The sequence below is a fragment of the Paenibacillus sp. J22P169 genome (assembly GCF_059691995.1).
This window is the reverse complement of the sequence record NZ_JCAUAO010000006.1, coordinates 312,513-335,862: the sequence shown is the minus strand read 5'-3', so window position 1 is coordinate 335,862 and position 23,350 is coordinate 312,513. Positions and strand designations below refer to the sequence as shown.

Annotated in this window: 19 protein-coding genes and 1 pseudogene; 17 read left to right on the top strand and 3 right to left on the bottom strand. The window is 43.3% G+C overall.

The window, feature by feature from the left end:
- The first annotated feature begins 211 nt into the window (after positions 1-211).
- From AC58QG_RS25675 to AC58QG_RS25645, 7 genes are all read left to right on the top strand, one after another.
- Positions 212-1,177 (top strand): ABC transporter permease, encoded by a 966-nt coding sequence (locus AC58QG_RS25675; protein ID WP_497364989.1) that lies wholly within the window; start codon positions 212-214, stop codon positions 1,175-1,177.
- Between the two features lie 16 nt (positions 1,178-1,193).
- Positions 1,194-2,060 carry a carbohydrate ABC transporter permease gene (locus AC58QG_RS25670; protein ID WP_497364937.1) on the top strand — a complete coding sequence of 289 codons (867 nt, stop codon included), beginning with the start codon at positions 1,194-1,196 and terminating at the stop codon, positions 2,058-2,060.
- A gap of 62 nt (positions 2,061-2,122) precedes the next feature.
- On the top strand, positions 2,123-3,667 hold the full coding sequence (locus tag AC58QG_RS25665) for an extracellular solute-binding protein (RefSeq protein ID WP_497364936.1): 1,545 nt from the start codon (positions 2,123-2,125) through the stop codon (positions 3,665-3,667).
- 296 nt (positions 3,668-3,963) lie between these two features.
- A complete protein-coding gene (locus AC58QG_RS25660; RefSeq protein WP_497364935.1) occupies positions 3,964-4,566 on the top strand; it encodes a class I SAM-dependent methyltransferase in 603 nt (200 codons plus the stop codon).
- Between the two features lie 138 nt (positions 4,567-4,704).
- Entirely contained in the window at positions 4,705-5,889 is a 1,185-nt protein-coding gene (locus AC58QG_RS25655) for an FAD-dependent oxidoreductase (RefSeq protein WP_497364934.1), read from the top strand.
- Positions 5,890-5,972: 83 nt separating this feature from the next.
- Positions 5,973-6,434 carry a DUF8821 family protein gene (locus AC58QG_RS25650; protein ID WP_497364933.1) on the top strand — a complete coding sequence of 154 codons (462 nt, stop codon included), beginning with the start codon at positions 5,973-5,975 and terminating at the stop codon, positions 6,432-6,434.
- A 514-nt stretch (positions 6,435-6,948) separates the two neighbouring features.
- The gene (locus tag AC58QG_RS25645) at positions 6,949-8,484 is read left to right on the top strand and encodes a lytic polysaccharide monooxygenase (RefSeq protein ID WP_497364932.1); all 1,536 of its coding nucleotides are present in this window, start codon (positions 6,949-6,951) and stop codon (positions 8,482-8,484) included.
- 114 nt (positions 8,485-8,598) lie between these two features.
- On the opposite strand, the gene AC58QG_RS25640 is transcribed toward AC58QG_RS25645, so the two are convergent.
- Positions 8,599-8,952 (bottom strand): DoxX family protein, encoded by a 354-nt coding sequence (locus AC58QG_RS25640; RefSeq protein ID WP_497364931.1) that lies wholly within the window; start codon positions 8,950-8,952, stop codon positions 8,599-8,601.
- A gap of 150 nt (positions 8,953-9,102) precedes the next feature.
- Between AC58QG_RS25640 and AC58QG_RS25635 the strand changes: the two genes are divergently transcribed.
- Complete coding sequence (locus tag AC58QG_RS25635) at positions 9,103-9,453, top strand: winged helix-turn-helix transcriptional regulator (RefSeq protein ID WP_497364930.1); 351 nt, start codon at positions 9,103-9,105, stop codon at positions 9,451-9,453.
- Positions 9,454-9,458: 5 nt separating this feature from the next.
- Positions 9,459-10,400: a LysR family transcriptional regulator gene (locus tag AC58QG_RS25630; protein WP_497364929.1), complete on the top strand. Its 942-nt coding sequence runs from the start codon at positions 9,459-9,461 to the stop codon at positions 10,398-10,400.
- A gap of 23 nt (positions 10,401-10,423) precedes the next feature.
- Here the strand turns inward: AC58QG_RS25630 and metE are convergent, their stop codons facing one another.
- Positions 10,424-12,694, bottom strand: coding sequence for a 5-methyltetrahydropteroyltriglutamate--homocysteine S-methyltransferase (gene metE, locus AC58QG_RS25625; protein WP_497364928.1), 2,271 nt, complete (start codon positions 12,692-12,694; stop codon positions 10,424-10,426).
- Between the two features lie 229 nt (positions 12,695-12,923).
- On the opposite strand from metE, the gene AC58QG_RS25620 reads away from it, so the two are divergent.
- From AC58QG_RS25620 to AC58QG_RS25585, 8 genes and pseudogenes are all read left to right on the top strand, one after another.
- Positions 12,924-16,088, top strand: coding sequence for an ATP-binding cassette domain-containing protein (locus AC58QG_RS25620; protein WP_497364927.1), 3,165 nt, complete (start codon positions 12,924-12,926; stop codon positions 16,086-16,088).
- A 307-nt stretch (positions 16,089-16,395) separates the two neighbouring features.
- The gene (locus AC58QG_RS25615) at positions 16,396-17,595 is read left to right on the top strand and encodes an Alp7A family actin-like protein (RefSeq protein ID WP_497364926.1); all 1,200 of its coding nucleotides are present in this window, start codon (positions 16,396-16,398) and stop codon (positions 17,593-17,595) included.
- Entirely contained in the window at positions 17,592-17,954 is a 363-nt protein-coding gene (locus AC58QG_RS25610) for a hypothetical protein (protein WP_497364925.1), read from the top strand. The genes AC58QG_RS25615 and AC58QG_RS25610 overlap by 4 nt, the downstream gene beginning before the upstream one ends.
- 51 nt (positions 17,955-18,005) lie before the next feature.
- Positions 18,006-18,464: a hypothetical protein gene (locus AC58QG_RS25605; RefSeq protein ID WP_497364924.1), complete on the top strand. Its 459-nt coding sequence runs from the start codon at positions 18,006-18,008 to the stop codon at positions 18,462-18,464.
- A gap of 96 nt (positions 18,465-18,560) precedes the next feature.
- Positions 18,561-18,737 carry a hypothetical protein gene (locus tag AC58QG_RS25600; RefSeq protein WP_497364923.1) on the top strand — a complete coding sequence of 59 codons (177 nt, stop codon included), beginning with the start codon at positions 18,561-18,563 and terminating at the stop codon, positions 18,735-18,737.
- Positions 18,738-18,860: 123 nt separating this feature from the next.
- Entirely contained in the window at positions 18,861-20,711 is a 1,851-nt protein-coding gene (locus AC58QG_RS25595; protein ID WP_497364922.1) for a diguanylate cyclase domain-containing protein, read from the top strand.
- A gap of 92 nt (positions 20,712-20,803) precedes the next feature.
- A pseudogene (locus AC58QG_RS25590) lies at positions 20,804-20,938 on the top strand (epimerase); the annotation flags it as partial.
- Between the two features lie 562 nt (positions 20,939-21,500).
- On the top strand, positions 21,501-21,677 hold the full coding sequence (locus AC58QG_RS25585) for a DUF2524 domain-containing protein (RefSeq protein ID WP_497364921.1): 177 nt from the start codon (positions 21,501-21,503) through the stop codon (positions 21,675-21,677).
- Between the two features lie 113 nt (positions 21,678-21,790).
- On the opposite strand, the gene AC58QG_RS25580 is transcribed toward AC58QG_RS25585, so the two are convergent.
- Complete coding sequence (locus AC58QG_RS25580) at positions 21,791-23,260, bottom strand: methyl-accepting chemotaxis protein (protein ID WP_497364920.1); 1,470 nt, start codon at positions 23,258-23,260, stop codon at positions 21,791-21,793.
- Between the last annotated feature and the right edge of the window lie 90 nt (positions 23,261-23,350).

The following is a 23,350-nucleotide window of genomic DNA, read 5'->3' as shown; positions in this document are numbered from 1 at the left end:
AATTCATGGTGTAAGAAAATATTTACAATTCCTTATATGAATTTTTACGATTCTTATTATTATTCTCGATTTTGAGAAATTTGCGAATGAGTTGATGAGGAAGTGGATAGTCGGAATGGCACTTTTCCGATACGATGGGCTTGTCGATACAGAGCCTCAATAACCAAAGGGGGCAACCCACATTGAGAAAAAGGAGAGATGACTATTGCGTATGAACCCATCGGCCGCCACGACAAAGACATCTGTTTCGCAAGCGAATCTCCGGTCGAAAAGAAGTACCTATCTGAAGCAGTGGAAACGAGGGAAATACTTATTTCTTCTCTTTCTGCCGACCTTGCTGTTTTATTTACTTTTCAAGTACGTTCCTATGTTCGGGTTGGTCATATCTTTTAAAAATTACAATTTGTTTAAGGGTGTCTGGGCAAGTGAATGGGTCGGATTCAAGTATTATAAGCTGTTTTGGGAGAATCCCGATTTCTTTAAGCTTATCTACAACACGTTTATGCTCGGGATCTACAGGTTGATCTTCGGTTTTCTCGCACCGATTCTGCTGGCGCTGCTCCTGAATGAAGCGAGGCACGCGTTTTTCAAACGATTTGTACAAACGGTCAGTTATTTGCCCCATTTTATATCCAATGTTGTGGCGGCGAGCATGGTGCTCATGTTTCTTTCGCCATCCAGTGGTATCGTCAACCACCTGATTCAAGTCTTCGGCTTTGAGCCGATTAACTTTATGGTGATGCCCGGAATGTTCCGCTCGGTCTATGTGATTTCGGAAATCTGGCAGCATGTGGGCTGGGAGACAATCATTTATCTGGCTGCCTTGACATCGATTGATCCACAGCTGTATGAGGCGGCGGAAATGGATGGCGCGAGCAGATGGAGGAAAATAGCGAATGTCACGCTCCCGGGCATTGCACCGGCTATCGTCATCGTCTTTATTCTGAATGTTGGGCACGTCCTAGATATCGGTTTCGAAAAAGTGTTTCTGCTCTATAATCCCGCCATCTATGAAACGGCAGATATTATTAGCACATATGTCTATCGCACAGGGATCGGTCAGGGCAATTACAGCTATGCGACGGCCATTGATTTGTTTACAGGGATCGTCAGTTTAGTGTTCATATACTCCGCCAACTGGATCAGCCGTAAAGCTGGCGAGACCAGCTTGTGGTAGAAAGGAGGTACGCTTTATGAAAACGAAATTTGGTGTGGCTGACCTACTAATTATCCTTGTGCTGCTTGGGGTCGTTGCAGCAACGCTGTACCCCTTTGTTTATATGATGGCCGTCTCGTTCAGCGATAGTACGCACATTTTAAAAGGCGAGGTTACGCTTTGGCCAAAAGGATTCAACGTGGAGATGTATAAAATTGTCTTACACGATCCGCGTATTTCCTCCGCCTATATTAATACCATTCAATATGTACTAGTCGGCACCTTGGTCTCGCTAATTATGACAGCCATGGGTGCGTTCGCGATCTCTAAAAAGGAGTTGCCGCATCACAAGCTGTTTACACTGCTCATTGTGTTTACAATGTTTTTCAGCGGTGGTATGATTCCGACCTTCCTGGTTGTCAAAAGTTACGGATTGGTAGATAGCCTATGGTCCATGGTGCTGCCTACGGCCGTCAGTACGTGGAATCTCATTGTGATGCGAACTTTTTTCTCCGCAATGCCCAAAGAGCTGGAGGAATCGGGTAAAATTGACGGATTGACCGATCTCGGAATTTTCTTTCGGCTCGTGCTGCCGCTCTCAAAAGCGGTGCTTGCCACCATCGGACTTTTCTATGCCGTTGGAATCTGGAATAACTTTTATTCCGCATTACTCTACCTGCGCAACCAGGATATGTTCCCACTGCAAGTTGTTCTACGCAATATCGTCTTGCAGGGGCAGATTAACTCAGCTAACGTGTCCAGCGTAGGCGGCGATAATTTGGTCGTTGATGATGCATTAAAATTTACAACGATCCTTGTTTCCACCGTACCGATCCTCCTTGTGTATCCGTTTCTGCAAAAATACTTCGTCAAGGGGGTGATGATCGGTTCGGTGAAAGGTTAGTTCATGTTCAGTAATAAAAAGGCTGTGGGTCTAAAAAACAAATGAAAAGGGAGATGGGTTCTATGAATAAAACAGTAAAAGGGTTGTCAATGTGTTTAGTTTTGGGACTATCTATGACGGCAATCGCAGGTTGTTCGACGAGTACGAACGAGACATCGACGGCAGCGCCTTCTGCCAGTGCAGGGACAACAGCTTCAGCTCCTGCGCAAGTAGTCAAACAAACCTTTAACGTGCTCAATTATTCGAATCCAAGCTGGCCTTACAATAAAGATAATATTTCCTGGAAATTAATCGAAGAAAAAACAGGCGTCTCCCTGAATGTGCAGCTGCCGTCTGGGAAGCTGGAAGACGCGCTAAGCGTTACAATTGCCTCGGGCAATTTGCCGGATATGATGATGACGCAGGACAAAAAGCTAGCAGATAAGTACGGACAGCAAGGTGCGCTGGTTAATATTTTGGATTATGTTAACGAGATGCCGAACTTGAAAAAATGGATGGAAAAGTATCCGGTTGATACGCAAAACACGATTTCATCGGATGGCAAAATGTATATGTTCCCAAATGCGGGAATCGGGGAAACGAATCGCATGATTTGGATGTATCGTGACGATGTATTTAAGAAGCTGGGGCTTTCCGAGCCAAAAACGTGGGATGAATTGTATGCAGCGCTTAAGAAAATAAAAGAAGCTTATCCAAAGAGCTATCCGCTTTCATTTCGGAACGGTTTGCAGCGTCTCTTGAATTTTGCTCCAGCCTTTGGCACCGGTTCTGATGTGTACTATGATTTTGATAAAAAAGAATGGCGCTATGGTCCGCTGGAAGACAACTACAAGCAAATGATTGTGTATTTAAATAAATTTTATAAAGAAGGCCTCATTCCTCCTGATTTCTTGTCTGCAGATACGAAGCTATGGCAGGACTTGATGTCTACAGAGCGAGCGTTTGTCACAGTCGATTACATCGGACGGATTGATTTCTTCAACTCGGCATTGCGCAAGGATAAAGCGGACTTTAATCTGGCTTTCATGGGAGCGCCGACCGGATTTGCAGGTGCGCCTGCCAAGAATGCGTACACACAATATTTGGACGAAGGTTTCATGATCGCGACATCTTCGAAAAAAATCAAAGAGATTCTGAAGTTCATGGATTTCTTCTACAGTGAGGAAGGTAAAACACTGGCCAGCTGGGGGAAAGAAGGCGTCACTTATAAAACGGAAAATGGCAAGAAGCAGTTCATTGAGAAATTTGCGGATGTAGCGGACATGAGAAAGAAAACCGGTATTTCTACGGACGGCACCTATGCGTGGTTCGATTATGATGCTCATCTTTCCCTCTCATCGCCTGAGCTGCAGAAGGCTTATCAGGAAGCGCCGAAATATGATAGTCAGCAGCAGCCTCGTCCCGCGTTCACAAGCGCTGAGATGGAAACCCTCTCTCTGAGCGGGGATACGATTATGAAGAAGCGCGATGAGAATATTTCCAAGTTCATCGTTGGTGAACGCAGTCTGGAAGATTGGCCGAAATATGTGAGCGACATGAAAGCATTAGGCGTAGATAAAATTGTGGACATTTACAAAAAAGCGTATGATCGGGCTTTGAAAAAATAAAGTAGTAGGATCGCAATTTACTCTGTTCCGGCTCTTTATTGACGTTGGCCGAGGATGCGCGGCGTGTACCTAAACAAGGCAGGATCAGGGAATGTCCCTTATCCTGCCTTCTTGCGTATATATGTTTTTCTAATGCACTAAATTATTATCCAAATCACAGGAATTACAGAAAACCTTGAATAACGGACATAATAAACGCAGCTTTAAGCTGATTTTGTTGGGGATTGGTCAGGTGATAAAGGAGCAGGAGAAGTAGCGTTAAACAAATAAGGACAAGGCAGATTGGAGAGATAGTAATGGGAAATACGGATAAGTTCGAAATGATAGCTAATATATATGACACTTCTGAAAGAATTCAAATTGCAAAGGTATCATCGGATGCCATTCGTGAATATTTAGTTGACGCTAAAAGTAAGAATGCTATTGATTTTGGGTGTGGAACTGGTCTTGTCGGAATGAACTTGTTAAACGAATTTAATTCTATGCTTTTTCTGGATACTTCAGAAAACATGATTAATCAAATAAAGCAAAAAATTTCTGATTTTAATATTCAAAATGTAGATACCTTATGCTTTGATTTTGAAAAGGAAGATTTATCGGATTTACATACTGACTATATTTTTATGGCACAGGTTCTACTCCATATTCACGATGTTGAATTCGTTTTATCAAGATTATTTGATGTCCTAAATGAAGGAGGACATTTACTAATCGTAGATTTTGATAAAAACGAAAAAGTTGTTTCAGATATCGTTCATAACGGATTTAATCAAGTGAAGCTAACTGACATCATGACTAAGATAGGGTACAGGCATATTCAATCCAAAACTTTTTATCATGGAAGTAAAATATTTATGGGACAGGATGCATCCATGTTTATTCTTGAATCTCAAAAGTAAACTAAACGTTTATATTCAGTTCATATGTCGCCATTATGATGTGCTTACAGTATACAGAGGCGCTGAAGATACCCATTACCTATTAGGCCAAAGGGCTTTAAAGCGCCTTAATCCAAATAAGGACAGGTGATGTTTCATATGAACGATGCATCTTCGAATCTATATAATCAAAAGCGGATTGCCATTATTGGAGGAGGACCAGGGGGACTTGCGCTTGGCTCAATTTTGCAAAGACACGGTATACAGTTTGTCATTTATGAGCGAGAACTTTATAATGCAAACACCGAACGTGGCGGAACTCTCGATATCCACGCGGAATCGGGTCAAAAGGCGCTTGAGGCGGCCGGATTATTAGAAAAGTTTAAAGAGATCGCCCGACCTCAGGATCAAGACTTTCATGTACTCGATAAAAACGGTAACGTCTATATCGACGAAATTGCCCGAGAGGGCGACTGGGACCGTCCAGAGATTGATAGAGGAGAGCTTTGCGATCTACTATTAGAAGCGGTGGATACCAATTACATAAAATACGGCCATAAGCTGGAGCGGGCAGAAAAGCGTGAAGATGGTAAAATCGCACTCTATTTTGAGAACGGACCTACGGATATCGTCGATTTGCTGATTGGAGCGGACGGAGCCTTTTCCCGAGTAAGAAATCTAATGTTGTCAGATACTTCCGTTGAATACAGTGGAGTGACCATGGTGGAACTTAATATTCTCGATGCGGCTAATAAGCATCCAGAGCTTGCCGCATTCAACAGGAAGGGCAAGACATTCGTTATGGGGGATCGCAATGTGATCATTGGACAGCTTAATGGCGATGGCCGGATCAAAGTATATCTCAGCCTTAAAGTTGAGAGTGACTGGATCGAACAAAGCGGTATTCCGTTTGATCAGCCAATTAAGGCCAAAGAATGTCTGCTGGAGTTGTTCGAGGATTGGGACGAGATGGCTAAACAGTATGTCCACTGTTCAGAAGATCGTGTGACGCCGCGGCGAATTTACATGCTACCTGTGGGATTTCGTTGGAATCGTCATTCCAACGTAACGCTGATTGGGGACGCTGCTCATCTCATGTCGCCTTTCGCCGGCGAGGGAGTCAATCTGGCGTTGCTCGATGCGGAGCGATTAGCGTCAGCAATCATTCGACATGAAGACCTCGGCCGAGCTATCAAGGAATATGAAGAATTCATGTATGCTTTCACAGCTGAAAAGGCGATGGAGACGGATAAGAATCTGAATTTGATGTTCTCAGACGACGCTGCCGAAAAGCTTAGTCAGTGGATGAATCAAGCCTTTGATGAAGCGGAACGTTTATATTAAATCATTTTTGGTATAATATTTGGTAGAGAAGGAATATTAAATTTCTGTTTTTAGAAAATTGAGAGAGAAAACGAGGGATGGAAATGTCGTATATCGTTGATTTTAAAAATGTGTCTACGGTTGGATTGGAGTCTTCACCTGTAGTAGAAGCGCTAGCAGGTTTACGTGCGAATGAAGCCCGTTATTTTATGAACAAATACAAGCATGAATTTACGGTTGTACCAGCTAGCGAAAGTCAAGAGAGCCTTGATTATGTGAACCGAATTTTGCAAGAGCGTAATATTGAGTTTGCGGCCAAACCTTTAGAAACGTCGCGTTTCCAAGTGGAAAATATTCAATTTACCTACGTTTTTTATGAAGATGGTCTTAGCGTCAATGTCATGTATACGGTTGATGACCCTAAGAAGCGGGCCGTTGGATTTAAGCTTTCTGAGGGGATGGAGATTCCGAAGGAGTTAGAAGAGAAGTTTAAGTTTGCTAGGCAGAAGTCTAAACTAGCTGGAACCATTCGGGGCTCGTTTTTTGTAATTAAAGGACAATATTAAATTAAGTATGAAGTCGGACCGATATGGATGCGAGGAATTTTAGGTACAGGCTGGTGAGGCCTACTTAAAGAAATCCATAACAAAGAGATCGTCAATAGCTGACGGTCTCTTTTCTTTTACAGCTCATATTAGCAGAAAAAGCAAAGAAAAATATCCCTATGCCGAGTGGCATGAGGGACAATTGGCATAGATAATGCTTGGACCGCAGAAGCAGAATTATGGAAATAATAGGATATTTGACTCATATACACTTCACACCAACAGATGATTCTGACCTATTTTACAGTAGGGCAAAAACGAAGATCATTTTTTAAGAGAACGCTTACTAGAGTTACTTTTAACAATAAACAAATAAATATGGGTCAAGTGTCACGCTTTTGAGTTAAGGTCTTGTTCACATATGACTGTAACGAGCAGAGAATATTCCCCTAGGTCTTTTGAAACTGGCTAAACACTAAACAACTGGCTAAGATTGGAAACTATAATCATATTACAAAATACGAGGAGAATCGACATGGTCATTACGCAACAATCCGTATGGGGGAAACTGAGGTTTGCTACCCGCCCATTTAAGCTGGCAGTTTTGCTTGGATTCATGGTATTAGGACTGGCTTGTACATTTGGCTTCTCAGGTAAAGCTTCTGCTCATGGCTACATGGAATCGCCAGCTAGCCGGTCGCTGCTGTGCCAACAAGGGTTAAACAAGGCTTGTGGCGCTATTCAGTACGAACCGCAGAGTGTGGAAGGCAAAGGGGGATTCCCAGCATCAGGACCGGCAGACGGTCAGATTGCGGGAGCAGGCAAATACTTTGAATTGGATGCCCAAACGGCCGACCGTTGGAAGAAGATTGATATGAAGGGTGGCGAGAATTCGTTCACCTGGAAGTTCACAGCGAATCACTTGACGAAGGAATGGAAGTATTACATAACGAAAGTCGGCTGGGACCCTAATAAACCGCTTACCCGCGATCAACTAGAATCAAAGCCTTTCTGTACGGTTGATGGCGGCAATATGAAACCCGATATGACAGTAACTCATAAATGTAATGTGCCGACAGACCGAACTGGTTATTATATCATTCTAGGGGTTTGGGAGATTGGTGACACTGGCAATGCCTTTTATCAGGCAATTGACGTGAATTTGACACAAAACGGCGGCATGACGACACCAGATCCAGAACCACCATTTGTGTTGCCGAACTTTCCAGCAAGTGCTTGGTGCTCTACACATACGGAGAGCAGCATAACGATGCAATGGACGGCATCGACTGCCTCGGCAGGGATTAAACAATATGAAGTTAGTCGAAACGGAAATGTAATCGGCACAACGACGCAAACGGAATATACCGACAACGGTTTGTCGGCCAACACCACATTTACGTATACGTTGGTAGCAGTGGATAATAAGGGCAATCGTTCGGGGGCTAGTACGCCAGTATCGGCAAGCACACTGCCCGCGGTAACACCTGCGCCAGACACGCAGGCGCCAACGCGACCGACGGGATTAACCGCCAGTAACGTGACAGAATCGGCTGCTACGCTAAATTGGGCGGCTGCAAATGACAATATCGGAGTGACGAAATACGAGGTGTATCGAGACGGCAAGCTAATCAGCACAACGGCCTCAAGGGCTTATTCCGACAGCGGTCTGAACGCCTCAACGGCATACTCGTATACGGTTACTGCCCTGGATGCGGCCAATAACCGCTCCACAGCAAGCGCTGCGCTGACAGTTACGACGAAGTCGGCGGTGGTTACGCCTGCACCGGGAACGACTGCGGCTTGGGATAACGCCAAGATCTACTTGGCTGGTGACAAAGTCACTTTTAACGGTGTTGAGTATACAGCCAGCTGGTGGACAAAGGGCGAACAGCCAGATACTTCAGACGTCTGGAAGGCTGTTGCCAATAACACCATTCCGACTTGGAGCAATGTGAAGGCCTACAATGGCGGCGATAAAGTCGTGTATGCAGGGCATACCTATCAGGCAAAATGGTGGACCAAAGGAGAGATCCCAGGCAAGGCTGGGGTGTGGATACTTATCAACTAATGGCAGTAAGAAAACCTCTATCCACATGTGGATAGGGGTTTTTCTATCGATATAAGCCTGTTGATAATTATTGCGCCTTCCAATCGCCCTACATGAAGTAAATGTAACCTCGGATTAAAACCGACAGATCGCAACAATTGCAGCTAACGCAAAGAAGACAATGTTCACGCCGATTTCTCGATATTCCTTACGTGAAACATGGAATAGGGCACCGAGGAGAACGATTGCGGCAAGTCCAGTTGCAGCAATTGGTGTCAAGATAGGTGCGATATTCGTCACATGAGGAAGAATGAGTCCAAGGGCTCCAATCAATTCTATTAAACCGATAAAAACGACGAATGCTTTTGACACGTCTTTTACCCATCCCCAAGACGCTTTGGCTTTTTCATATTGAAACGCCTTCAACCAGCCAGAATAGACAAAACCTATTGCTGCAAGCCCTTGAATGATCCATAGCGTGATATTCATGATATGTTTCAACCTCCTGACTATTTATTGGCCATCTACTAATGGTATAGTAGACCCTAGGAATCGATTCAAGCAAGTAGGCACTTTATCTAAACTGAGTAACGAAAAAGTTACCTAACAAAGCAAAGTGAAGTGAAGTGGGGGAGTTCAATGAAAGAGTATTGTAAATTTGAATCAGCGCTGAGTATTTTAGTGGGAAAATGGAAGCCTGTCATTTTGCTTCAGCTTATTTCAAACGGCACAATGAGATTCAGCGAGCTTCAAAAAGCGATACCGGATATAAACAAGAAGATGCTTACCCAACAATTAAGAGAACTTGCGTATAACGATATCGTACATCGTGAGGTGTACAACCAAATCCCTCCGAAAGTCGAATATTCGATTTCGGAATACGGCAAAGGTTTAAGTGCTGTGTTACAGCCATTAAACGATTGGGGAGCCGCTCATATTGCGCATATGGATGCGTTATACGGCGTAGATCGCTCATCCACGAAGGACTGATTACGATGACATTACAGCAATTAAAATATATATTAACGATCGTGAATTGTGGTTCCATAAGTGAGGCTGCTAAGCAGCTTTTCATATCACAACCAAGTCTGTCTAGTGCGGTGAAAGAAATAGAGCAGGAAATTGGCGTTGATATTTTTCTGCGTTCATCTAAAGGGATTTCGCTCTCGAATGAAGGGGCTGAATTCCTTTCTTATGCTCGGCAAGTCGTAGAGCAAGCAGAGCTTCTTGAGCAAAGGTATATGAATAAAAAACCTTCTAAAAAACTATGCTCGATCTCCACACAGCATTATGCTTTTTCGGTTCAAGCGTTCGTCAATCTATTGAAAGACTTGAACACGAATGAGTATGAATGTACGTTGCGTGAAACGAGGACGCACGAAATTATTGAAGATGTGCGCAATATGCGCAGCGAGCTTGGCATTCTCTATCTCAATGATTTCAACCAGAAGGTTATCCAGAAAATGCTGAAAGAAAACGATCTTCAATTCCACCCTCTTTTTGTAGCGGAGCCTCATGTCTTTATTAGCTCGGAGCATCCGCTTGCTGCGAAGTCGATACTGGAGATCAAAGATTTAGATGAATTCCCGTGTCTTGCTTTTGAGCAAGGAGAGTACAATTCCTTCTACTTTTCAGAGGAAATCTTAAGCACCAGAACGCACAAGAAGAAAATATTAGTCAGTGATCGCGCGACTTTATTCAATCTCCTCATTGGGTTGAATGGTTATACAATCAGCTCGGGTGTACTTAATTCGGACTTGAATGGCGAGCAGATTAAGTCGGTGCGCTTGCGTACAGATGAGAATATGCGGATTGGATACATCACGAATAAAAAAGTCAATTTGAGCCTGCTTGCCGCCGACTATGTTCGAAAGCTGAAAAGTGTGATTTCGGACTTCGGCTATACGATTATAAACCAAGAGGATGAACTCGTCTGAGTTCATCCTCTTGTATCACGCTGTTATAGCGTTGCTCTCACTTCTTTAGCTGCTTGAACTAATTGTCTTAAACTAGCCCAAGTCTCCTTTTCGCCGCGCGTTTTAAGTCCGCAATCGGGATTAACCCATAACTTAGCGATATCGATTTTCTCTAACATACGATACAATCCCAGCTTGATTTCATCTACACTTGGAATACGCGGGGAATGAATATCGTACACCCCTGGACCAACCTCTGTTTGGAAACCGCATTGATTAATCACATCTATAATCGCAAGGTCTGATCGGGATGCTTCAAACGTAATGACATCGGCATCCATGGCATCAATATCGCGAATAATATCGCTGAACTGGCTATAACACATGTGTGTATGAATTTGGGTTTCGGCCTGGACACCGCTATGCACCAATCGGAAAGCAGGTATTGCCCAGCTCAGATATTCACTCTGCCAATCTGATTTCCTTAATGGCAGCTTTTCTCTTAAGGCAGCCTCATCAATTTGAATAATTTCAATTTGATTCGCTTCTAGATCCAATACTTCGTCCCGAATCGCCAGAGCAATCTGGAAGGCACTATCCTTCAGGCTGATATCTTCACGGGGGAAGGACCAGTTTAGAATCGTTACGGGGCCTGTTAACATCCCTTTAAGCGGTTTGCTCGTCAAGCTTTTGGCATAAGCCGAATATTCGACGGTCATTGGTTTGGAGCGGGAAATGTCTCCCCATACAATCGGGGGCTTAACGCATCTTGTTCCATAGGACTGTACCCACGCTTTTTCGGTGAACATAAATCCATCCAAGCATTCGCCAAAATATTCAACCATATCATTGCGTTCGAATTCACCATGAACAAGAACATCAAGGCCAATTTCTTCTTGAAGTTCAATGCATGCTGCAATTTTTTCAAAGTTAAACTGCTTGTATTGCTCCTCGGTAATGTCACCATTCTTAAAGGCAAAGCGATTCGCTCGAACCTCGGCAGTCTGTGGGAAGGATCCTATGGTTGTAGTCGGCAGCTGCGGCAATTTGAATTTGGATTTCTGAATGGATTCTCGTTCACCGAAGGCTGGCAGCCTTGTAAAGTCAGCCTCCGTCAAGGCCGCGGCCTTCGCCTGTACAGCCTCGTTATTCGTAAAGCGGGTGCTGTTGAACAACTCCTCATTTTGCAAATACAGCACAGTAGAATAAGGATCTGCCTGAGCTCCAATCGCTTTGAGTTGTGCGAACTCTTGCAGCTTTTCCTCTGCGAATGCCAAATAGCGTTTAGAATCATCCGATAATTTCTTTTCATGCTGTAAGGTGTAAGGCACATGTAGAAGCGAGCAGGAGGAGCTAAGCACGATGTGCTTCACATGTGTACCTAATTCATGAATAAGCCCAAGCGTGCGTTTATATTGGTTTTTCCATATGTTTTTACCGTTCACTAGGCCTGCAAACAGTACTTTATCGTCTGAAAACCCATGTTGCTGCACAAGCGCTAGAGATTGTTTACCTTCTAAGAAATCAATACCAATCCCGTCGAACGGGAGTGTTTGAAGCGTTGGGTAACAGTCGCGAATGTCTCCGAAGTAAGTTTGAACGAGAACCTTTACATCCCCTTTGGAGGATAGAATGTGAGCATATAGTTCCGAGAACAGCGCGATATCCTCTTGTGATAAATCGGTTACCAATCCAGGTTCGTCCAGTTGGACCCACGCTGCGCCTAGATCATTCAATTGTCCCAGTATAGCGGCATACGCTTCTGCAGCTTCACGGACAAAGTCATTGGCTTGTTTGACACCCGTGTATTTTGCAAGCTTAAGTAAGGTAAAAGGGCCAATTAGAACGGGCTTCGTCACAACATTATGCTGTTTAGCCTCTAAGAATTCATCGAACAGCTTCGTTCCTGCTAATCGAATGGTTGTAGAATCATTGATTTCAGGAACCATATAGTGATAGTTTGTATTAAACCATTTTTTCATCGCTAATGCTTTAACATCGCCTTGCTCGCCTTGATAACCTCTAGCCATTGCAAAATACGTTTCTAAGGGGCTGAGACCTAGCGCTTGATAGCGCTCTGGTATGATATTTAATAAGCAAGCCGTATCGAGTAAACCGTCATAGAATGAAAAGTCATTCGATGGAATAAAATCGATGCCGTTCTCTTGTTGGATCTTCCAATGTGCTGCTCGGAGGTTGGCTCCTGTTTGGTGCAGTTCATCAATTGAAGTCTCGCCTTTAAAATATTTCTCGGATGCGAATTTAAGCTCCCGTAAAGTCCCAACTCTCGGATAGCCTATAATGGATGTTTTCAATGTTAACAGCTCCCTACGCTTCATTTTGATCTAAGTATAGGGCGAAAGGTTAGCCATAGAGAAATACATAAATACTATCCCGGGGTATAGTTTTTTTATATGGGAAACTAGATAGATGATAGATTCGTAGTTATTAATTAAGAGTCTTTATTAGAAAAAAACAATGCATAGATTTAACACTATGCTAACATGGGAATAATAGGTTTATAAGAATAGAAAGGATGTACATATGCAAATAAATCAATTGATTTCGAACAATATTAATCGATTAGACGCCATTCTGCCTGTAGATAAATCTTTAGGAATTGCTGGTTTATCAGGATCCGGTAAAACAACGTTTTGTCAGACGATTGGTGAAGAATCCAAGAAACGTCTCGTTTCTTTATTGCCAAAGGCGGAGTATCAGTATTTATTTCCTGATATTATGGAAACCAATTTCAGCGCCATCAAGATGGAAGAAATGCCTTTAGTCCTTTTTCTCGGAAAATCATCCATTTCATCTAATCCCCGTTCAACCATTGGGACACATACTGGCGTATTTAAAGAGATTCGCGATCGTCTTGCTGGACAGTTTGATCTCTCTCCTGAAGTTTTTTCCTTTAATAATCCGTTAGGCTGGTGTCCCGATTGTAAAGGGCGCAGCACGACCCAAAATGTCGAATGTCCTAAGTGCGAGGGTAGGCGCTACAATCAAGAAGTTGAGCAATATAAAATGGAATTATTGAATAAACCGCATAGTATTTCTGATATTAATAACTTAAGCATTGAAACGATTCTTTCGCTATCTGAGGAATTACAGATCAGTGAGGGGAAGCAGCATATTCTTCAAAATATCATCAACATGAACATTGGGTACTTAACCTTAAATCGGATTATGGGTACATTGTCAGGTGGAGAGATAACACGACTTTACTTGGCAGAATTCATGGCAACAAGCGAAAATACGGTGATTATTATTGATGAAATCTCTGTGGGTCTCGATCATCAAACGCTATTGAAAATTTTAGAGCAGATTAAACAATTAGGGGATAAGAATCAGATTTGGCTTATTGATCATTCAGACACGGTGCTAGATACGACAGATGAGCAATTGTTCTTTGGACCTGGCAGTGGTAAATACGGCGGGAAAATTGTTGAGGAATCACCACGGCCCAAACCAATTATTCAGGAACGCAATCAGGCTGTGCCAACCGAATACTACCAATTTAAAGATCTATACTGTCGTAATATTCAAATGGCTGACATTCAGATTCCCAAAAATAGACTTGTAACCTTCACAGGGGAGTCGGGATGCGGTAAATCGACTCTTGTTAATGAGTGTATCGTCAAAGATTTTCAGAAGCGGTATCCGAAAGATAAGCTGGTCGTGGTGGGGCAAGATCGCAACCAATCGATTTCCAGTCGCTCAACAGTTGCAACGTTTCTTGATATTAAAAAGAAACTCACGAAATATAGTGAGGATATTGATGATATTTTTCAGCGCTCGATTGAAGATATTATTGAAGAACTGCCCAATGAGGACATTGCCCATAAGCGCTTGAGCTTATTGATCAAACTTGGACTTGGTTATTTGACGTTGGAAAGAAAAACACAGTCCTTATCGACGGGTGAATTTCAATGTGTCCATTTAGTTTCTGAGCTGTTTGCCAACTCCAAAAACCCACATATGCTGTTTATTTTTGACGAGCCTTCGAAAGGGTTATCACAAAATATTTTGAACCAATTTATTGATAGTGTTAGGGACATTCTGGAAGATGAATCCGTCTCCATCCTGATGATCGAACATAATGCCTATATGCTAGAAAGCTCTGATTTTATCGTTGATTTTGGTAAAAGACAGTCTGAACCAGTGAGTCATCTGGATGTTGTCAGTCATAATGACTATTATCGTCAAAACAACGGGGAAGAGAGCAAAGTTCCATTTCATATTCCTTCCACTCTTAAGCCGCAAAAAGGCATTCATTATTTACAAGAAAATCAATTGGACTATTTTAAAAAGGCAGAAAACGTCTACAAGGGCGGTATTCTAAAAAGTTTATCGTCCATGGCCCGACTCATCTATGGTGAATATGAATCCGAGAAAATTGCACCTGTTATCGCGATTGATCTTGAACGACATCTATATAGTCAATATAGCTTCCTCTATGAAATCGGTGGACTGATCAACCAAATTGTGGCTGCTCATCCGACTAATAAAGATACAAGTAGCTTTGATTTTTATTATCAAGATAATCATTGTCCAAGTTGTTCGGGTCGTCGTGTCATTGAACGATTTGATATGGGTGTTCTCATCCAAGATAAAACAGTACCCTTCTGGGATGGCATGTTACTGCCAGAAGTCATGGATGTCTTGAAATATTATCAACACGCCAAATTGCACTTCTTATTTGAAGAGATTAAGAACGAACTTGGTCACGATATGAATAAAAGCTTTAATGAGATGACGGAAGACGAAAAGCATACTTTCTTATATGGTTATTGGGAAAAGTCATTTTATGATAAAGCAGGTAAGGCCTCGAGGTCATGGGAAGGCTTTAATCTCATCCTTGGACGTTATATGGTTATTTCCAAGAACCTTCCTCTTAAAGAGCAAATGAAAGCCTCCAGAGAGATGATTAGCTGCCCAGTATGTGAAGGAACTGTGTTAAACCATCATAAAAAGTTGAAATTTGGTGGCACAGATATTCGTGAGATTATTCAGCAACCGATAGATCAAGTCATCACAACCGTAGGGAAGTTACCAGAACTAGAAAAACTAAAGTCCATTGTTGGCGGTGATCTAGCACTTTCTGAGGACGTATCTTTACTTCCTAGGGAAACGCAAGTTGCGTTGAAAATGCTTGAATTGGAACTAGCAAGCTTTGTGGGCTATGAAGTGGTTTTACAAAATGCCATACCGTTTCGGGATAAAATCAAAGGTAACCTTGAGGCGATTAGCAGTAAAAATGTGATTACCATCTGTGATTTTGCCAATATTGCTGAAACGAGAGAAGCTATAATTGATAAATACTTCACCAATGGGAAATACAAGAAGCTAACGTATGTCTATGAAGTGTTTGGATACAGTAAAATTGTTACCCAAATTAATAAGATCAAAGCAAGTCATCCATGCCCATTCTGTGGTGGTAAGAAAGTCATTTCAGAAGATGGACTCCATGATGGTGTACAGAAATTATCGGTGCCTTGTGTGAGCTGTTATGTAAGTGGCATCAATGATGAGGGTCGCAAGGAAATTGTCGAGGGCATAGATGTACAGACTTGGCTAACTGGCAAAGTACGTGATGTTGTTGCTGAAAGCTCACGCACGGAAGAAGTGGCGGATATTCCTATTTCCAATCGCATTCGTGAGTTGAATAAACGGGATATGATGGCGGTTTATCATTGCCTGAAGTGAGATACGCTAGCTTAGTAGAAAGAGCACTGACAATGGTCAGTGCTCTTTGTGTTTTAAACTCGTAAGGATAGCGCGGGTAAGATAAGCAAGTTTTTATAGGAATGATATCCCCGACACATCAACTTCAAACTCCAAATTCTAAAGTTTAAAGTTCAAACTTTAACTAGTTAAACTCTAAAGTTTAAACTTTAAACTTCTTTTCCTCCCCCAAATCAAAAATGTTAAAAATTCCTAATAACCCTCTTAAAACGACTCCGTATTTCGAATCTATTATACTATCTCAATAAGGTTGGGAGAGGAAATAGACATGGCTAAACCCGATATTCTTACCACAACCATTCACTTGTCCATCGATAATGGCAGCAGTCATATTAAAGGCATATATGACGATTTGACCAACAGTTTTATTTTCCCTAATGTTGTCGCACAACCGTTTGGGGAACGTTTTTTGTTAATGGAACAAGGAGATCCTTTGGATTTCTTAGATGTGCAGATCACATCGCCTGCGATTGATTCGGAGCAATATCGTCACGTCTATGTTGGTAACTTGGCAATTGGTGATGAAGGAATCGTTCACGAAATTGTAGGAGACAAGGCTGTACAAAAGAAGGCACAGCGGCCAGAAACCATGGTTACTCTCTTAACGGCTGCGGCATATGCCATTGCTACTAAGCACGGGGATGCTATTAAACGCGGTAAGAACCGCATTAAAGCTACTGTGCATTTAGGAACGGGGCTGCCCATAAGAGAAATTACGAAATTCAGTGAGGAATTCGCCAGTAAAATTACAGGAGGCGTTCATTCCATCACGTTTATTACGACCCCGACGTTTAAAGGAGTAACGGTGGAGATGGAGTTTACGCTGCCATCGGATATTAGTATTGATGATGTGTCAGGTGTCTATGACATGGAGGCTAACTCCAAGGCGCAGTTGTCACACAAAGGCTTTGGTATAGCGGATGTTGGCGGTGTTGATATGGATATCGCGTTTTTCAGACCGGGGCTTGATCTAGATCAACGGCATTCCACGGGCGCTAAAATCTACTTAAACGATGCATTGGAAAGCATACGTAATGAAATCAACGCCCAAGGTGAAGAGTTAATTTCAAGCACGGCAGAACTGACGATCATGCTCGTCAACAAGGAATATGAAATTTATGCAGAGGGTAAAGTTGCCTTCGATATGACGACCCTAGTCAACCGACACATGCGGATCTTAGCAGAGAAAGTGTTGAAATACGCCCGTAACTCGTGGAAGCATGTTCGTTATGCCAATGAGTTTTGGTTTATCGGTGGCGGGGCGATCGTACTTCAACCGTGGATCGAGAAATTAAATGCCGAGTTAGGTTTGCCGCTCCGTTTCGATCATTCCGAGTTCAGCCAATTCCGCAATGCGAGAGGGACCTTCTTTTTGCTAGAACATGCTTTGAAAGGTAACGCTAAGGATGAAGCAGCGGCAAGCAAGGAATCTAAAGAAGGATCTGCAGGTGGGAGCGGATCGGCTTGAAGAAGCGGAGATCGACTGTGTTGGTCTCCCCCGGCAAGGATGTGACTCTATATATCCCAACGGACACACCGCCAGAGGTTATTACTTATATGAACCAGTTGAAAGCTGAAGGGATGTTTAGTCAGGGTATTATGGACATTCTGACAAGGCATATCCTTCAAGAGCAGTCGATGACAACGTGGGGTAGCGAAGACGATCCCAATCAGGTCAGACCAGAATTCCTAGATGAGGATATTCTATTTCCTACACCGCTGGAGGACCAGGAATTTATCGAAACCCCGGATTCTAACAGCCGGAAGAAGTTCAGTTTGGAAGACATATTTCGGCAAGCCGGCCGTAATGCCGGGAAGCTTATGTAAGATATACTGGGTGGGGTGAACTCCGATCATAATGAAAAGGGGGACATCGAAATGTCTAACGGACAAGTAAGCGAGGGTACACGTAGTTTCACACTATCGGATGATATTTTCCGTCAACCAGGCTTAGATTTATGCTCTCAAATGGTCTACATTATATTGAGAAGCTTTGGCTCCGAGTCCAATTTTCCTGCGCTATCGGAGATTTCCAGCCTGGGTCGAATGACAGACAAGCAGACGATGAAGGCGTTGCAGGATTTGGTAGAGCTAAAGATCCTTCCGCATAAATTGTTTCGCCGGATGGTTGGAGATTTCAAAGACGACCGCCTTTCGTGGGCGGCGAAGGGCTTGCTTATCTTTTGCAAAGAGAATCCGCATATTGATTTGCAAGACTTGCTAGAGTTAACGAGCCAATCCGGTGAGGACGAACATAGTATACGTAATTCGTTAAGAGAGTTAAGCCAGAACGGGTACCTGGATGAATATCCAGAGTGGAGACAGATTGCGAACTGATCGGAGTGAGGATGGTTTGAAGCCAATTGAGATACACTAATGCGTATGCCAAGGCAACGCGTTTGGCAACAACCATTCAAGCTAAGAGGTGATCATGTGAGCGGAAGAAACAATAAGCCGGACAATGATGGGCCAGCAGGGAAGCCGGGCAGGCTTGACCAGTATGGTGACAAGCTAGGGTCGAGCAATGAGGCTGAGTTTGAGGCGGCAGTCGAGCAGGCTTGTGAGGTTTCCTCGACAGAGGATTCGAGCGATCAGGGGCAAACGCACTAATAGGGCTACGCTGGTGTTAAAAGAAGGAAGACCATCCTATATTGGATGGTCTTTTTCATATGACTTGTCGTCAGTGCCAAAACATGATGATTGCGAAAGGAGATCCGTAGATTTTGTAGAATCATGTACAAAAAGATTCTAGTGGGAGGCGTAATGATTCCAACTCAGGCTTCTAAAATTACTGTACATAACTTACTAACGATGCCGGCGAATCGTTCGCAACGAAGACTAGCCTTTATCATTGGGGCTATCGTTTGTTTGATTTCACTTCTCTCCATACCTCTTGCTCGAACGAAGCTATCGGAACTACAAGCGTATCAACCTGCGATTTTTTCAACGGTCATTTGTTTTGAGTTGATAACGGCCTATATGTTATACAGTCAATTTCGGATTAACCGATCGCCTTCCGTTATCGTGCTTGCTGCAGGGTATCTGTTCTCGGGGGGCATGAGCTTGATGTATCTGCTGACCTTCCCGGGGGTATTTACCCCGTCGGGCTTGTTGCATGCAGGCATGCAGACAGCGCCATGGATTTATTTGTTCTGGCACGCGGGTTTCCCTTTGGCTATTTTCTTATATATGCTGCTTATGTACACCTATAAAAATGTACAACTAAGTCCACCAATGGCTCGCTATGTCGGGATGTTGACCTTATCAGGTGTTGTTCTTCTTATTGGCGGGCTTACTGTGCTTGCAACCTATTTCCATGATGAACTGCCGATCGTCTTTCTAAATGGCAATCTCACACCCTTGTTCACCTATGAAATTGGTTTGCCGATTGTATTGATTAGCCTTATTGCTCTGGTGTTATTTTATCGGATGACAAGAGGTGGTACGGTAACTGCCGCTTGGCTTTGCGTTGCTTTTCTTGCTTCACTTCTCGATGTTGCAATTGTGCTATGTGGTGGGAGCAGGTTCAGTGTCGGTTGGTATGTAGCCAAATGGAACACGTTTGTATGCGCGAATGCGGTTTTGTTAGGCATGCTGTATGAATTTAGCAGAATGTATGTAAACATGACAGAGTTGTATCGCAAGGTAACTGAAAGTGAGAACCAGTATAAAGTCTTATTTAGTGAAAGTCAGCAGGCAGAACGTGAAATCGCCAAACAAAATGAAATCATAAGACAAATGCTGGAATCAAGCCGCGAGGCGATCGTGATGTGTGATGTGGATGGCACAGTTGTTTTCTCCAATCGGCGATTGGAACAATTGTTTCATAAACCCTTGGTGAACGGACAGAAGCTTGCCGATTATTGTGTCAATATGAACGCTGCCCACGGGACGTTAGCCGAGATCATCGAAAGTTATTTCGAGGGGGGGCTGGAACCTTTTCGAGAGCGAATTTCAATGATTATAAGTCAGGAGAAGACGAGATACTACGAATGTTATGTGAGTCCATTATCAGGTGAAGAGGATGGGATACTTCATGGCCATTTATTCGGTTTCTATAACCGGACGGATGAAGTTCGGATGGCTTACTATGATGAGTTGACAGGACTTCCTAATCGAAGACTTCTAGGTGAGCGACTAAGGCAAGTATTGGGTCGTGCGAATGATCGCCGTGCACTGTTTTCGGTATTCTTTATGGATCTGGATGGATTTAAACAGGTAAATGACACGCTAGGCCATGAGATGGGTGACAGGTTGCTTCAGGAAATTGCTGATATTCTTCGTTTGTCTGTAGGAAACCAAGGTATTTGCGCACGGTGGGCAGGCGATGAGTTTGTCGTATTAGTCGAGATCATTGAAAGTAAGGAGAAGTTGGAAGAAATGGCGCGAAGTATTACTCAAGCTATCCAATCTCTCCACGAAATAGATGGTATGGAGGTTCATGTAACGACGAGTATCGGTATCGCTATCTACCCGGATGACGGATCCGATGGGAAAACCATGCTGCAGCGTGCAGATCAAGCGATGTATGAGGCTAAAATGCGAGGCAAGAATAATTGGTGCTTTTTCGGAACAGAGCGCTAACCTTTCGGGTGGCGCTTTTGATTGTTTCTTGTTACATCAGTTAAATGATTGATTAATCACTCATTATATATAGGGGGAGCTTTTCATATGGCGTCGTGGAGATGCTGTATTTGACGACGGAGCCACTTCGTCTTAGTGGTGAGAAGTATGAACGTCGGATAGGACCGATCCCTGCGCTCAGCTTTGAGGAGGGCATTGCCGCTACGATTCATCAGTTAATAGGGTAAGTGAGGGGCAGCAGTAGTCAATCATAGTCTCTTGTGTTCCATCTGGGGGCTTTCTTAATTGAATAAATGGATATTCTACAGCTATTTTCGCGGGGATTTCTATTTGCTGAGGATTAGATGGATATTCTACAGCTGAATTAGCTCCCATAGCTCAGTTTGAATGGAATCGGCCGAAATTAACAGGAGCAAATCCAGTTATTTGCTTTAGTAGGGGGAAATCGCAAACATTAGATGTAGAAAACCCAGTTATTATCGTAGGTGGAGTGAGATTGGCGTGAACGATATCGCTATCATTGCCAGTTACACTGGATTGTATATGGATATTAATCAGGGTGGCATTTTCGACCGCGAGGATGTTAGTTTATTTTTTCGTATCAAATTCATTCAACTGCTTATAATAAACTCGCACTATCTAAAACCTATATCTCAAGGAGTGTGAGTAACAACATGTCAGGTCATAAACAACAAGGGCAATCCAGAAAAAATACAACCACACGAACACAAGACCAGAGTAGTAACAAGGGCGGAAAATAAAGCTGATTGTACAGGAGGAGGCTGGAATATGCTCGAAAATGTAGAAAGTAATTATGATTGCGCGAACGCGGGAGATGATTTGCACAGTTTAATACAAGAACTTGAACAGTTCCAAGGTCCAGAAGAGCAGCGTAATCGGCTTGAAAACCAGATCCAATTTATTCAAAATAAGTGTTCCATCACGCATGAACATAACCCTAAGTAAAAAAAGTCCATGCCTCTACTTTAGAGGCGTGGACTTTTTACTAGCAGTAACTTAACGCCGGTAGGCGGGTAGATACTAGATGAGCATTTGCGGTGGCACTCTTCAGTTATGTATTAACCCTTCGTCATCCGATTGAGATCAGAAGTGAGCTTATCTAGCTGAAGGAAGCTCTCCAGGATGTCGCTAATTCGGCTGTCCTGTGTCGTCATACTTGCGGACATTTCTTGGATGGATGCCATGTTTTCTTCGGTAATACCAGCAATCGTGACGATCTGATCCGTAATTCGCGTGTACTGCTGGTGAAGATTCTCCGCTGATTGTTCCACGTGAGCGGACTGACTCTCCAAGTGGCCTGCATCGGTCGCCAGAGCATGCATGACCTGAACGACTTTTTGCGCAGCATCACTGCCATTGGCTACAGATTGCTGCCCGTGTAAGACTTGCGCCGCGGCTTGGGTTGTTTTCGAGCGAATATCCTCGAGAATGCTTTCAATTTGTTCGGTAGATTGTTGCGATGTTTCGGCCAATTTACGAATTTCGTGAGAAACAACACCGAATCCTCTACCGTGCTCGCCAGCACGTGCGGCTTCGATGGCGGCATTCAGCGCAAGCAAATTCGTCTGTGTCGAAATGTGCTTAATGGTTGCAACAATATCACTAATCCGCGAGTTCTGGCTGTCGAGCTCGTTCATTAACTGAACAGAGGAATCCATCGTCTCATGCGCACTCTTCATTTGGACCTCAAGGGATACGGCTTCGTTGCTACCTACCTGGGTCAGTTGGGCGGAGCTTACAGAGAGATCTCTCATTTCGGTTGAGCGATCTGCCAAGGATGTAACGGATTGCTCGATATGACGAATGGATTCGCTGATATCACTGATGCTGGACGTCTGTGTTTCGGTGCTTGCGGTAATTTCCCCGAAGGCTAAGGTTACTTCTCTAGAAATAGAGCCCGTTGCTGTCGCATTTTGCTTTAGATTTGAGCTAAACTGTGTAAGTGAGACTAGGGATGAAGAGACGAGATTAACTAAATCGACGGATTTATTTTTCTCCAGAACGGCGTGTTCCCGCTCAGAGAAGATATCTTTTTGCAATTTCTCGCTGAATTTCGTAGATACGAATAAAGGCACAGCGATTAAAGCAAGGTACATGTACATATTTACCATATCATTGTCGCCGAAAATCTCTGTCTTATAAGGGCTGAGGAAGAAGTAGGCCGTTAGAACGACACCCATGAAGCTGGAGAATGCAATAGCGCGCGAGCTGCCGTACAAAGTCATAATAGCTAGGTTTACATAGACAAGAAGATAAGTTGTGAAGATTGGACCAGTCAGTATCAACAACCAAGTAAGTAGTGTGATAATGGCGGAAATGATATACATGATGTAGGTTGTAAGCCAACGTTTGTAGGTAAGTAGAGTGGCTAATCCACTGGTCAATGTGCCGACGACGAGAAGGACGATGATTGAATCCATGCCTGCAGCGGTAAGGAAATCGACAGCTATACCAAGTGCCAGCATCCCCCAAATAATATTCACAAGCAGTTTGTTACGGCGGTGCAATGTTTCCATATAATTCATCATCCGTCCACCTTTTCCGTATAAAGTTACGTTAAGATGATAACATAAAACGACAAATTTTTACATGTATTTAGAGAGTCAAAAAGCCTGATC

Coding starts and splice junctions, on each gene's coding strand:
- AC58QG_RS25675 (WP_497364989.1), top strand. CDS start 212: ATGAACCCATCGGCCGCCACGACAAAGACATCTGTTTCGCAAGCGAAT.
- AC58QG_RS25670 (WP_497364937.1), top strand. CDS start 1,194: ATGAAAACGAAATTTGGTGTGGCTGACCTACTAATTATCCTTGTGCTG.
- AC58QG_RS25665 (WP_497364936.1), top strand. CDS start 2,123: ATGAATAAAACAGTAAAAGGGTTGTCAATGTGTTTAGTTTTGGGACTA.
- AC58QG_RS25660 (WP_497364935.1), top strand. CDS start 3,964: ATGGGAAATACGGATAAGTTCGAAATGATAGCTAATATATATGACACT.
- AC58QG_RS25655 (WP_497364934.1), top strand. CDS start 4,705: ATGAACGATGCATCTTCGAATCTATATAATCAAAAGCGGATTGCCATT.
- AC58QG_RS25650 (WP_497364933.1), top strand. CDS start 5,973: ATGTCGTATATCGTTGATTTTAAAAATGTGTCTACGGTTGGATTGGAG.
- AC58QG_RS25645 (WP_497364932.1), top strand. CDS start 6,949: ATGGTCATTACGCAACAATCCGTATGGGGGAAACTGAGGTTTGCTACC.
- AC58QG_RS25640 (WP_497364931.1), bottom strand. CDS start 8,952: ATGAATATCACGCTATGGATCATTCAAGGGCTTGCAGCAATAGGTTTT.
- AC58QG_RS25635 (WP_497364930.1), top strand. CDS start 9,103: ATGAAAGAGTATTGTAAATTTGAATCAGCGCTGAGTATTTTAGTGGGA.
- AC58QG_RS25630 (WP_497364929.1), top strand. CDS start 9,459: ATGACATTACAGCAATTAAAATATATATTAACGATCGTGAATTGTGGT.
- AC58QG_RS25620 (WP_497364927.1), top strand. CDS start 12,924: ATGCAAATAAATCAATTGATTTCGAACAATATTAATCGATTAGACGCC.
- AC58QG_RS25615 (WP_497364926.1), top strand. CDS start 16,396: ATGGCTAAACCCGATATTCTTACCACAACCATTCACTTGTCCATCGAT.
- AC58QG_RS25605 (WP_497364924.1), top strand. CDS start 18,006: ATGTCTAACGGACAAGTAAGCGAGGGTACACGTAGTTTCACACTATCG.
- AC58QG_RS25595 (WP_497364922.1), top strand. CDS start 18,861: ATGTACAAAAAGATTCTAGTGGGAGGCGTAATGATTCCAACTCAGGCT.
- AC58QG_RS25585 (WP_497364921.1), top strand. CDS start 21,501: ATGCTCGAAAATGTAGAAAGTAATTATGATTGCGCGAACGCGGGAGAT.
- AC58QG_RS25580 (WP_497364920.1), bottom strand. CDS start 23,260: ATGATGAATTATATGGAAACATTGCACCGCCGTAACAAACTGCTTGTG.